Annotated in this window: 13 protein-coding genes; 3 read left to right on the top strand and 10 right to left on the bottom strand. The window is 69.5% G+C overall.

What is annotated here, in order from left to right; genetic code table 11:
- The first annotated feature begins 84 nt into the window (after positions 1-84).
- Positions 85-246 (top strand): PEP-CTERM sorting domain-containing protein, encoded by a 162-nt coding sequence (locus tag B0W88_RS32715; RefSeq protein ID WP_083749071.1) that lies wholly within the window; start codon positions 85-87, stop codon positions 244-246.
- Positions 247-623: 377 nt separating this feature from the next.
- Here B0W88_RS32715 and B0W88_RS25745 read toward each other — a convergent pair whose 3' ends face one another.
- Genes B0W88_RS25745 through B0W88_RS25705 form a run of 9 tightly spaced genes read right to left on the bottom strand, consistent with a single transcriptional unit; the run spans position 624 to position 7,560 of the window.
- Positions 624-1,208, bottom strand: a complete 585-nt coding sequence (locus B0W88_RS25745) for a malonic semialdehyde reductase (protein ID WP_077037459.1) — start codon at positions 1,206-1,208, stop codon at positions 624-626.
- On the bottom strand, positions 1,202-1,600 hold the full coding sequence (locus tag B0W88_RS25740; RefSeq protein WP_077037458.1) for a RidA family protein: 399 nt from the start codon (positions 1,598-1,600) through the stop codon (positions 1,202-1,204). The genes B0W88_RS25745 and B0W88_RS25740 overlap by 7 nt, the downstream gene beginning before the upstream one ends.
- Positions 1,601-1,611: 11 nt before the next feature.
- Positions 1,612-2,511 carry a dihydrodipicolinate synthase family protein gene (locus tag B0W88_RS25735; RefSeq protein WP_077037457.1) on the bottom strand — a complete coding sequence of 300 codons (900 nt, stop codon included), beginning with the start codon at positions 2,509-2,511 and terminating at the stop codon, positions 1,612-1,614.
- A gap of 46 nt (positions 2,512-2,557) precedes the next feature.
- Complete coding sequence (locus tag B0W88_RS25730; protein WP_077037456.1) at positions 2,558-3,475, bottom strand: alpha/beta hydrolase; 918 nt, start codon at positions 3,473-3,475, stop codon at positions 2,558-2,560.
- Positions 3,462-4,271, bottom strand: a complete 810-nt coding sequence (locus B0W88_RS25725; RefSeq protein WP_077037455.1) for an ABC transporter ATP-binding protein — start codon at positions 4,269-4,271, stop codon at positions 3,462-3,464. Before B0W88_RS25725 ends, B0W88_RS25730 begins: the two co-directional genes overlap by 14 nt.
- Before the next feature lie 19 nt (positions 4,272-4,290).
- Positions 4,291-5,034: an ABC transporter permease gene (locus tag B0W88_RS25720; protein WP_077037454.1), complete on the bottom strand. Its 744-nt coding sequence runs from the start codon at positions 5,032-5,034 to the stop codon at positions 4,291-4,293.
- Positions 5,031-5,603, bottom strand: coding sequence for a VOC family protein (locus tag B0W88_RS25715; protein ID WP_077037453.1), 573 nt, complete (start codon positions 5,601-5,603; stop codon positions 5,031-5,033). Before B0W88_RS25715 ends, B0W88_RS25720 begins: the two co-directional genes overlap by 4 nt.
- Positions 5,604-5,611: 8 nt before the next feature.
- Entirely contained in the window at positions 5,612-6,607 is a 996-nt protein-coding gene (locus tag B0W88_RS25710; protein ID WP_077037452.1) for an ABC transporter substrate-binding protein, read from the bottom strand.
- Between the two features lie 26 nt (positions 6,608-6,633).
- A complete protein-coding gene (locus tag B0W88_RS25705) occupies positions 6,634-7,560 on the bottom strand; it encodes a fumarylacetoacetate hydrolase family protein (protein ID WP_077037451.1) in 927 nt (308 codons plus the stop codon).
- Between the two features lie 91 nt (positions 7,561-7,651).
- Between B0W88_RS25705 and B0W88_RS25700 the strand changes: the two genes are divergently transcribed.
- Positions 7,652-8,575, top strand: a complete 924-nt coding sequence (locus tag B0W88_RS25700; RefSeq protein WP_077037450.1) for a 2-hydroxyacid dehydrogenase — start codon at positions 7,652-7,654, stop codon at positions 8,573-8,575.
- Between the two features lie 102 nt (positions 8,576-8,677).
- On the opposite strand, the gene B0W88_RS25695 is transcribed toward B0W88_RS25700, so the two are convergent.
- A complete protein-coding gene (locus tag B0W88_RS25695) occupies positions 8,678-9,154 on the bottom strand; it encodes a VOC family protein (protein ID WP_077037449.1) in 477 nt (158 codons plus the stop codon).
- 156 nt (positions 9,155-9,310) lie between these two features.
- Here B0W88_RS25695 and B0W88_RS25690 point away from each other — a divergent pair, with 156 nt between their 5' ends.
- A complete protein-coding gene (locus tag B0W88_RS25690; protein ID WP_077037448.1) occupies positions 9,311-10,087 on the top strand; it encodes a GntR family transcriptional regulator in 777 nt (258 codons plus the stop codon).
- The last annotated feature ends 296 nt before the right edge of the window (positions 10,088-10,383 follow it).

Raw genomic sequence — 10,383 nt, 5'->3', positions numbered from 1 at the left:
GCCGGAGGGCGGGTGTCGCATCCTAGCCCGCTCGGGAAATCGACCGCCGCGTATGCGCTCAAATTGACAGTTACTTACCCCACAATGGCGCTGGACACCTCGCAGTTCGCGACGACCGGCGTGATCACCGCCATCACGGCAGTCCCCGAGCCCGGCTCCGCCGCGCTGTTCGGCGCCGGCGGCCTGTTCGGTATCGCCAACTGGCTGGCGCGCCGCCGCAAGCCCGTCGGCCGGGCCTCAAGCTGATTCGCGACGCCGTGTGCGAAGGAGATCTCATGATCCGACTCGCGTGGCCCGCGAGTTCTTTGTGACCGTCGTGTCCGCGGCCACAAGGAGTTCGGTGGACGGCAATCTGTCGGCCAGGGATGCCGATGGCTCTCCAGTCGTCAGCCGGTCGGCACCCGCACATAGCCACGGGCGTTGGTCGATGCCTTGAAGCCGTCTGTCACGAATACCCGCTGATGGCCGACTGCGCCAGTTCGCCGTCGTTTGGTAGATGCCCGCTCCCGCTGCACAGCGGCCAGCCAGTCGAGGCACCGTTCCGCGATCCGGTCAACGCGATCCGTCACGGCAAGCCCGTGTGGACAACACCCGGTCCGCAGCGTTGCCGGCATCACCATCATCTACAAGACACGACAAGCCTCATCAAACGCAAGCCGTGGCAGCCGCTCGAACAGCGAGCCCGGGTCACCGTGGCCGAGGTTGCAAAGGAAGTTGACCGCGACGTCCTCGCCGGCGAGGAACTCCGCCTCCACCGCCGCCGCATCGAAGCCCGACATCGGCCCGCAGTCCAGCCCCAGCCCGCGCGCAGCCAGCATCAGGTAGGCGCCTTGCAGGCTGCTGTTGCGGAAGGCGGTGCTCTCGCGCAGCGCGTCGTTGCCGTCGAAGATCGAACGGGCCGTCGGCCGCTGCGGGAACAGCTGCGGCATGCGCTGCTGGAAGTTCCGCGCCGCGCCGACGATCACCGTCACAGGCGCCGTACGGGTCTTCTCCACGTTGCCCGCCGCCAGCAAGGGCAGCAGCCGCTCGCGGGCCGCGGCGCTGGTGACGAAGATGAAGCGCGCGGGCGAGCAGTTCATGCTGGTCGGCCCCATCTTCGCCAGTTCGTACAGCTCGCGCAGCAGCGCCGGCTCGACCGGGCGCGGCAGCCAGCCGTTGAAGCTGCGGGCCTGGCGCAGCAGCAGGTCCCAGTGGTGCTCGCTCAGCATGGCAGGCAGGCGATCGCGGTGATCTCGATGCGCATGTGCGGATGCGGCAACTGGTGCACGGCCACCGTCGTCCGCGCCGGCCCCTCCGCGTCGAAGTATTCGGCGTAGGCGGCGTTGTAGGCCGCGAAGTCGCGCATGTCGACGAGGTAGCAGGTCAGGCTCATGCAGTCCGCCAGCGAGGCACCTTCGGCGCGTAGCGCGGCGTCGATCTTGCCGATGACGACGCGGGTCTGCACGGCGACGTCGAACTGGGGCGACCCGTCGGGCCGCAGTGTCACGCCGGCGCAGCCGCCGTCGGCCTGGCGGGCGCTCATGCCCGAAACGAACAGCCAGGGGCCGCGGCGCTTGACGTAGGAGTAGGGCCCGAGTGGGCGGATGAGGCCGTCCAGCATGGCGGGCCCGTTCACAGCCGGAAGCCGAGGCCGCGCAGCGAGGCATGCAGCGTCTCGGCCTGCGCGTCGGAGAGACCCGTCAGCGGCGCCCGCACGCGCCGCCAGGCCTCATCGTCGCGGCCGGCGGCGAGGATGTCCTTCAGCGCCGCGATCATCGGGAAGCCCTGCACCACCTGCCGCACCGCGTCGACCTCGGCCTGCAGCGCCGCGCCACCGGGCGTGTTCCATTCCTTCACCAGGCGGCTGATGCGGCCCGGGTTGACGTTGACGGTGGCCGAAATGCAGCCGCGCGCGCCCAGCGGCCGGCTGCGCGAGATCAGGCTCTCGGAGGCGGGGAACACGGCCAGGGTCGGGAAGCGTTCCAGCATGCGGCTGAGGTTGTCCCAGTCGCCCGAGCTGTCCTTGATGCCGACGACGATGCCGGGGAAGTCGCGCAGCAGGCGCTCGATGACTGCATGGGCGATCGGCACGCCGCTCAGCGCGGGGATGTGATACAGGTACAGGCGCAGCCGCCGGTCGCCGACGCGGGCGATCACGTCGGCGTACCAGCCGTAGAGCCCGTCATCGCTGATGCCCTTGTAGAAGAAGGGTGGCAGCATCAGCACGCCGGCGCAGCCGTTGGCGACGGCGTGGCGGGTGAGCATCGCGGTCTCGGGCGCGGAGCAGGCGCCGGTGCCGGGCAGCAGGCGCGCGGCGGGCAGGCCGGCGGCGATCAGCGCGGCCAGCAGGTCCATGCGCTCGCCGGCGCTCATCGAGTTGGCCTCGCTGTTGGTGCCGAAGGGCGCCAGGCCCGCGCCCTGGTCGATCAGCCAGCGGCAATGGGCGATGAAGCGTGAGGTGTCGGTGCTGCCGTCGGGCAGGAATGGGGTGACGACGGGCGCGAACGCGCCGGTCAAGTCGTGCATGACCATGCGGAACTCCGGGAAGTGGAAGTGAAAGAGAGGAGAGAGAGCGCGTCTACGACGGGCAGGGCTTCAGCCCCGAGGCGAAAGCGATGAGCGCTTCGCCGAACGCAGGGTCCAGGCCGCTGTCCAGATGCGCGACGATGGACGTGTGGTTGTGATCCGGCAGGCAGATCAGCGGCGGGATGCGGCCCAGCGCCAGGCCGGCGCGGTGGCAGAACTCGGCGGCATAGACGTCCAGCCAGGGGTTCTCGTGCTCGGCCACGGCCAGCAGCGCGGGCACGTTGAGGTGCTGCGCATGGCTGACGGCCGAGTCCTGCTCGTACAGCCGCTCGTCCTCGCCGAAGTAGGCGCGCACGGCGGCGGCGTTGGGGTTGTCGGGCCGCACGTCGGCGCGCAGCCGGGCGCTGATCAGCACCGCGCCGGCCACCCGGGGTTCGGCCGGGCGCAGGCGCCGGTCGCACAGGTAGCTGGCCACATGGGCGCCGCCGGCCGAATGGCCGACCAGCACGATGCGCCGCGGGTCGCCGCCGAAGCCGGCGGCATGCTCGCGCAGCCAGTCGACCGCGAGGGTCAGGTCTTGCGGGCCGGCCGGGAAGGGCGCCTCGGGCGCCAGCCGGTACTCGATGTTGACGCCGACGAAGCCGTGGCGTGCGAACAGCCGCGGCACGTTGCCGTAGACCTGCTCGCTGCTGTCCTTGCGGCCGCGCACGAAGGCGCCGCCGTGGACGAAGGCCATGATCGGGCAGCGCGCACCGGGCTCGCGCGCGGCGCCGCCGCGGTAGAGGTCCAGGCGCTGGCGCTGGTGCGGGCCGTAGGCGATGTCGCGGGCGATGGCCAGGCTGGGCAGCGCGCGGTCGGCCAGCAGCGGCGTGAAGGTGCGCACGACGCGGTCGCGGTGGCCCTCGATGTCATCGGCCCAGCGCGGGCCGATCTCGCGCAGCAGCGCGCGGGCCGACTCAATGCCCGTCATGGTTGAAGACGCCCATCAGGCGGGAGAGCGTGCCGATGTATTCGGCGTAGCGCGGGTGCTGCTTGATCGTCTCGGGGTCGCGCGGGCGCGGCAGCTCGATCTTCAGCTCCTCAACGATGCGGCCCGGCCGGCCGGACATCACGACCACCCGGTCCGACAGGAACACCGCCTCGGCGATGCTGTGCGTGACCAGCAGCACAGTCTGCCGCAGCTCCTGCCAGATGCGCAGCAGCTCGACGTTGAGCTTGTCGCGCGTCAGCGCATCGAGCGCGCCGAAGGGCTCGTCCATCAGCAGGATCTGCGGGTCCAGCGCCAGGATCTGGCCGATGGCCGCGCGCTGGCGCATGCCGCCGGAGAGCTGGTGCGGGTGGTGGTTCTCGAAGCCCTTGAGGCCCAGCATCTCGGTCAGCCGCGCGAGCTTGGGCGCCATGCCGTCGGCGGGCAGGCCGCGCAGCTTCGCGCCCAGCGCCATGTTCTGCGCCACCGTCAGCCAGGGCAGCATATTGCTGCTCTGGAACACGACGCCGATCTCCGGGCTGCAGCCGCGCACCGGGCGTCGGTTCACCGTCACCGTGCCGCCCTCGTAGGGCGTGAGGCCCGCCACGATGCGCAGCAGCGTGCTCTTGCCGCAGCCGCTGGGGCCGAGGATGGAGACGAACTCGCGGGGTGCCACCACCAGGTCCACCGCCTCCAGCGCCTTCACCTGGTGGCGGCCGGCGAAGGTCTTCAGCACCTGGCGGACCTCGATCGCGCCTGCTGCCTGTTCCAAGGTCTTGCTGTCCTGCTCGACGATCATTTTTGTTGAAGCACCTGGTTCAGAAGGCGATCCCGCGCCACCACACGGCGCGCGCCAGCCGCTCGACGCCGGCATACAGCAGCACCGCCAGCGCGGTGACCACCAGGATGGCGGCGAACATCAGGTCGGTCTGCGCATTGGCGGTGGCGACCGTCATCAGGTGGCCCAGGCCCTGCTCGGCGCCGATGAACTCGCCGACGATGGCGCCGATCACGGCCAGCGGCATCGCGATCTTGAGCCCGTCCACGAAGGCCGGCAGCGCGGCCGGCACCTGCAGCCGCCAGAAGCGGTCCCAGCGCGAGGCGCCCAGCGCGTCGAAGTGCTCGGCCAGGTTCAGCGGCACGCTCTGCATGCCGCCCAGCGTGGCCACGACGACCGGGAAGAAGGCGAACAAAAAGGTGGACGCCAGCTTGGACGCGAAGCCATAGCCGAACCAGACGATCATCAGCGGCGCCAGCGCGATCTTGGGCATGCTCTGCAGCGCGGTCACCAGCGGATAGACGGTGCGCCGCGCCAGCGGGCTCAACTGGATCAGCACGCCGAGCAGCACGCCGCCGACGACAGCCAGCGCGAAGCCGGCGACGACTTCGAGCAGCGTCACCCAGGTCTCCGACAGCACCAGCTCGCGGTTCTCCCAGCCGGCCTCCAGCACCGCGCTGAGCGGCGGCAGCAGGTAGCGCTTGACGCCCAGCCAGCCCACGCCGAACTCCCACAGCGCGGCCAGCGCGGCCCAGAACAGCAGGGTCTCGGCGAGGCGTCTCATGGCTTGCCCTTCCCGCCCTTCTTGGCATCGACGACCGCCTGCGGCGGTGGCACGACGAAGCGCTCGAAGTGCCACTGGTCGAAGGAGTCGATGTTGCGCTCCCAGACCTTCGCCTCATGCGGCTTGCCGGCGTCGATCTGCGTCATCTCGCAGTACAGCTCCACGTTGTTGCCGTCCGGGTCCTTGAAGACGAGGAAGAGGTTCTCGCCGGGCCCGTGCTTGCCGATGCCGCGCACGATCTCCACCCCATGCGCCTGCAGCACCTGCGCGGCGCGCTCCATCTCGGCCAGGTCGTCGACCAGGTAGGAGAAGTGCTCCAGGCCCGGGCGGCTGTAGCGCGGCAGGTCGTTGAAGTCGGGCGAGGCGCGGTCGGACAGTTGCGAGAGGGCGAGGTCGTGGTGGTCCTCGCCGGCGCGCAGGAAGACCATCTGGTCGCTGATCCAGTCGGACACCTGCAGGCCCATCACCTCGGTGTAGAACTTCACCGAGGCGTGGATGTCCCGCACCATCAGCACCAGGTGGCCGAGCTTGCGGGGGCGGAGCTTGAGGTCTTGCTGCGGATTCGTCATGGCGTCACTCATTCGACGAAACGGTTGGTGTAGATCTCGGTGGACGGCACCGCCGAGGTGGCCTTGAAGGCCTTGTTCACGAAGTTGCGCGTGGCCTGCATGCGGTCCGCGTTCATCGTGCCGAGCTTCTGGCCGGGCTCGTTCAGCAGCTCGTTGGTCTCGCGCACCTGCTGCAGCAGGATGGCCTTGTCCAGCAGCTTGTTGCCGGCGGCGATCAGCTCCACCGCCTGCTCCGGCTGCTGGCGCATGAACTCGTAGCCGCGGTAGGTGGCCTGCACGAAGCGCTTGACCAGGGCCGGGTTGCCGGCGATCAGCTTCTCGCTGGCGACGAGGCCGTTGCCGTAGATGTCCAGCTTGAAGTCGCGGTAGCGCAGGGCGCCCAGGGTCATGCCGTTGCGCTTGGCGAGCTGCTCGAGCAGCGGCTTGTTGGCGCCTTCCCAGCATTCGGCCAGGTCGATCTTGCCCTGCAGGAAGGAGGGATTGATGACCGCCGGGTCCAGCCGCAGCAGCTTCACATGGTCGGCGGGCAGGCCGTTGGCCTGCAGCCAGGCCGGCACGATGTTCTGCAGCGGCGAGGCCATGCCGCCGCCCAGGCTCAGGCCCTTCAGGTCGGCTGGCGTGCGCAGCGGCCGGCCGGGCTTCTCCATGTAGCAGAGCGCGGCCGGCCAGCGCGTATTGATCGCGCCGACCATCGTCGTCTTGCCGCCCTGCGAGCGGTTCAGCATCACGCTGATCGGGTCGCCGTAGCCGAACTCGAACAGGCCCTGGTCGATTTCGTTGACGGTGCGCTGGCCGCCATAGCCGCGTTGCACCACAAGCTCGATGCCGGCCGCTTCGTAGAAGCCCTTGGCCTGGGCGACGAGCACGCCGCCGGTGCTGCCCTGCGGCAGCCAGGCGAGGTTGAAGCGGACCTTGTCCAGCGCCAGCGCCGGTGTGGCGGCGAGGCCCAGCAGGGCCAGGGTCAGCAGCGCCTGGCGGGCGCGTCGTCGAAGGGCTTGGGTCATCGGGATCGGTCAGTTGATGTGTGACGTCAGGCAGCGACCACGCGGTTGCGGATGCTGCCGATGCCGTCGATGCTGGCAATCATGACATCGCCGGCCTGCAGGAAGACGCCGCGGCCCATGCCGACGCCGGTGGGCGTGCCGGTGGCGAGCAGGTCGCCGGGGCGCAGCGTCAGCATCGAGGACAGGTAGGCGATCTGCTCGGCGACGTTGAAGATCATCTCGTCCGTCGTGCCGTCCTGCATCGTCTCGCCGTTCACCTGCAGGCGCATGCGCAGCTTCTGCGGGTCCGGCAGGCAGGCCCTGGGCACGACCCAGGGGCCCATCGGGCCGAAGGTGTCGTGACTCTTGCCGCGGAACCAGTCGTGCGTGAAGGGGTAGTCGCTGCGGCGGTTCAGGTCGCGGGCGCTGATGTCGTTGAAGACGGTGTAGCCGGCGATCACCTCGTGCGCTTCCTCGACGCTCACGTTGCGGCATTCGCGGCCGATCACCACGCCCAGCTCCACCTCCCAGTCCAGCTTCTGCGTGCCGGCCGGCTTGACCACGTCCACCTCGGTGGCGATCACGCTGCTGTCGGCCTTCAGGAACACATAGGGCGCGCTCTCGCTGCGCGCGGCGAGCTTGGTGCCCATCTCCTTCGCGTGCTCGTGATAGTTGGAAGCGGCGGCAAAGATGCGGGCGGGGCGGTAGGGGGCGCACAGGCGCAGCGCGGTCGCGTCCAGCGCCTGCACGCGGCCGCTGTCGGCCAGCGCCGGCAGCGCCGCGGCGAGCTGCTCCACGGCGGCGGCGGCCTGCGGCCACTGCTCGATCGCGTGCTGCGTGCCGGCGAGCAGCGGGTGGGTGTCGAGGCCGGCGGCGCGGGCGGCGTCGGTAGCGTCATAGAGCCTGTCATCCAGCACCAGCGCGGAGCGCGGGCCGTGGCCGATGTCGTAGGAGGCGATTGCGAACCAGTTCAAGATGTCGTCCTTTGTTCTTGCTTGATGAATACAATATCATCGTCATGTATACATAACAAGCAAGGCAATCCTGATTTCGGGGTAAATACCGATGAGTGACTCGATCCATCTCCTGACGCTGGTCCCGCTGCCGGCCGAGTTCATCGCCGTGCTGGCGGCCCGCTACACGCTGATGCATGCGCCGGCAGGGCCGGAGGAAGCGCGAACGGTGCAGGCGGTGCTGACCAATGGCAGCACGGGCCTGAGCGCGGCGCAGATGGCCGCGCTGCCGGCACTGCGCCTGGTGCATGCCTTCGGCGCCGGCTACGAGGCGATCGACCTGGCGGCGGCGCGCTCGCGCGGCGTGATCGTCAGCCATGCGCCGGGCGCGAACGACGCGACGGTGGCCGACCATGCGATGGCGCTGCTGCTGGCCGTCTCGCGCGGCCTGGTGCCGGTGGACCGGGCGGTGAAGGCGGGCGGCTGGGAAGGCAGCCGCGCCGCGCGGCCGACGCTCAACGGCCGGCGGCTCGGCATCGTGGGCATGGGTCTGATCGGCCAGAAGATCGCCCGGCGCGCGGAGGCCTTCGACATGCAGGTGGCGTATCACACGCGGCAGCCGCGGCTTGAATTGCCTTACGCGCATCACAGGTCCTTGCTCGCCCTGGCCGAGGCGAGCGACTGCCTGGTGCTGGCCTGCCCGGGCGGGGCGGTGACGCGGCATATCGTCAATCGTGAAGTGCTGCGTGCGCTGGGGCCGAAGGGCTTTCTCGTCAACATCGCGCGTGGCAGCGTCGTGCACACCGGCGACCTGATCGCCGCGCTGCAGGCGGGCGAGATCGCGGGGGCAGGTCTTGACGTGCTGGAGGACGAGCCCGAGGTGCCGGCCGAACTGGCGGCGATGGATCAGGTGGTGTTGACGCCGCACATGGCGGGGCGGTCACCGGAGGCGCAGCGGGCGCAGTTGGAGCGGCTGATGGCAGCGGTGGATGCGGTGCTTGTTGCTGGCGGCGTGCCGGCGAATGTCGTGAGCTGACGCGGGAGATTGTGGTTGCAACGCTGCCGCCCGGGCCACAGCGTTGCCGGCGCCGGTGGTCTTTCTCGTCGACCACGCCAACCCCACTCTTCCGCGAGCGAATCAGATTCCGCTTCGATCAGCCTTCAGATCCGGATGCCGCAAGCCCGGTGCAACGTCGTCGGCAACTGCCACCACATTCTTCGCGGCCCCGCCCCACCCATGATCCGTCAGGTCCACGATGACCCCGCTCGGGTCCTTGTACTTGACCTCGTAGAAGCTGTTGCCCTTCACCGGCACCTCGCCCATGTAGTAGGTGCCGCCGGCGGCCTCGCAGTCGCGCCGGGCCTGGCCGATCTCGTCGACCCAGAAGCCGATGTGGTGCAGGCCCACGTAGTCGCGCCCGCGGTCGCCGGCGGCCTCGTCGGTCTTGTAGTTCAGCAGCGCGACGCACATGACGCCGTCGCTCAGGTAGACGCCCCGCGCCAGCGAGGAATCGGTCTCGCCGACCTTCTTCATGCCGAAGGCCTGCTCGTAGAAGGGCGCGACGGCCCAGGGGTCGGGAACGGAAATGGCGAGGTGACGCAGCTTGCCGGACATGGGAGGAACTCCTGTTGATGTGGTGAGGTTCATATGTATACATTACGTTCAATATGTATTCAATGATGCCGATCAACAAAGCGCAGCGCCCGCTGGTGGCTAGAATCGGCGCCGCCTCGTCTCCTCGTCGCTCCACCAACAACCAGGGATCGGTTCATGGGTATCGCCTCCGCCAGCATCTGCCGCAGCCTCACCGACGACATCGTCAGCGGCCGGCTGCCGCCCGGCCAGAAGCTGGAGGAGGTGGCGCTCGCGGCCCGCTTCGAGGTCTCGCGCACGCCGATCCGCGAGGCGCTGCGCGAGTTGCACGCGCGCGGCCTGATCGACCTGCAGCCGCGCAAGGGCGGCATCGTCCGCACGATCGGGCTGGACGACCTGACCGACATGCTGGAAGCGATGGTCGAGCTCGACGCGCTGTGCTGCCGCATCAGCGCCGAGCGCATGAGCGCCGTGCAGAAGAAGCAGCTGCAGATGGTGCAGGAGCAGAGCGCCGAGTGCGTGGCCAGCGGCGACGAGGCCGGCTACCTGAAGCTGAACCGCCAGTTCCACGAGCTGATCGGCGCCGGCGCGCAGAACCGCAGCCTCACCGCGATGCTGGCCAGCCTGCGCGAGCGGATGGCGCCGTTCCGCGCCGCGCAGGCCCATGTCGAGCGGCGCCTGAGCGTGGCGCACGAGGAGCACGACGCGATCCTGAAGGCCATCATGGCCTCCGACGCCGAGGCCTCCTACGAGGCGATGCGCAACCACACCGCCCGCCTGTCGATCAATGTGCTGGATCTGCTGAAGCAGCAGCAGCAGGCCGGCGGCGCGAAGGCCGCCGTGCCGGACGCGCCGGCCGTGGAACCCGCGCCCGCGCCCAAGCCCCGCGCCAGCGCCAAGGCCGCGGCGAAAAAGCCCGCCACCAAGACCTCCGCCCGCAAGCGCGCCGCCTGATCCGCGGCGCCGCCGCCGGCCTGCCCGCCGCGGGGCAGGTGCAGCGCTGCGTGCCCGCATTTCGATTCAGTCAGGAAATCGCTGAATCGATCGAAACAATGCGTTTGCATGGAAGTGTCGGCGCCGCTTCAATGGCGGCCATGGCAACGCTCACCGACACCGATCTCCTGCGCACCGAAGACGCCCGCATGCTGCGTGGCCGTGGCGGCTTCGTCGCCAACCAGCAGCTGCCGCAGACGCTGCACGCGGTCTTCGTGCGCAGCCCCCACGGCCATGCGCGCATCGCCGGCATCGAC

Source organism: Pelomonas sp. KK5 (assembly GCF_001984095.1).
Taxonomy (GTDB): domain Bacteria; phylum Pseudomonadota; class Gammaproteobacteria; order Burkholderiales; family Burkholderiaceae_C; genus KK5.
This window is presented reverse-complemented; position numbering and strand designations above follow the sequence as displayed.

Bases quoted from the DNA above. Each gene is read 5' to 3' on its own strand.
- B0W88_RS25710 (WP_077037452.1), bottom strand. From the start codon at position 6,607: ATGACCCAAGCCCTTCGACGACGCGCCCGCCAGGCGCTGCTGACCCTG.
- B0W88_RS25690 (WP_077037448.1), top strand. From the start codon at position 9,311: ATGGGTATCGCCTCCGCCAGCATCTGCCGCAGCCTCACCGACGACATC.
- B0W88_RS25715 (WP_077037453.1), bottom strand. From the start codon at position 5,603: ATGACGAATCCGCAGCAAGACCTCAAGCTCCGCCCCCGCAAGCTCGGC.
- B0W88_RS25745 (WP_077037459.1), bottom strand. From the start codon at position 1,208: ATGCTGAGCGAGCACCACTGGGACCTGCTGCTGCGCCAGGCCCGCAGC.
- B0W88_RS25725 (WP_077037455.1), bottom strand. From the start codon at position 4,271: ATGATCGTCGAGCAGGACAGCAAGACCTTGGAACAGGCAGCAGGCGCG.
- B0W88_RS25700 (WP_077037450.1), top strand. From the start codon at position 7,652: ATGAGTGACTCGATCCATCTCCTGACGCTGGTCCCGCTGCCGGCCGAG.
- B0W88_RS25695 (WP_077037449.1), bottom strand. From the start codon at position 9,154: ATGTCCGGCAAGCTGCGTCACCTCGCCATTTCCGTTCCCGACCCCTGG.
- B0W88_RS32715 (WP_083749071.1), top strand. From the start codon at position 85: ATGGCGCTGGACACCTCGCAGTTCGCGACGACCGGCGTGATCACCGCC.
- B0W88_RS25730 (WP_077037456.1), bottom strand. From the start codon at position 3,475: ATGACGGGCATTGAGTCGGCCCGCGCGCTGCTGCGCGAGATCGGCCCG.
- B0W88_RS25720 (WP_077037454.1), bottom strand. From the start codon at position 5,034: ATGAGACGCCTCGCCGAGACCCTGCTGTTCTGGGCCGCGCTGGCCGCG.
- B0W88_RS25735 (WP_077037457.1), bottom strand. From the start codon at position 2,511: ATGGTCATGCACGACTTGACCGGCGCGTTCGCGCCCGTCGTCACCCCA.
- B0W88_RS25740 (WP_077037458.1), bottom strand. From the start codon at position 1,600: ATGCTGGACGGCCTCATCCGCCCACTCGGGCCCTACTCCTACGTCAAG.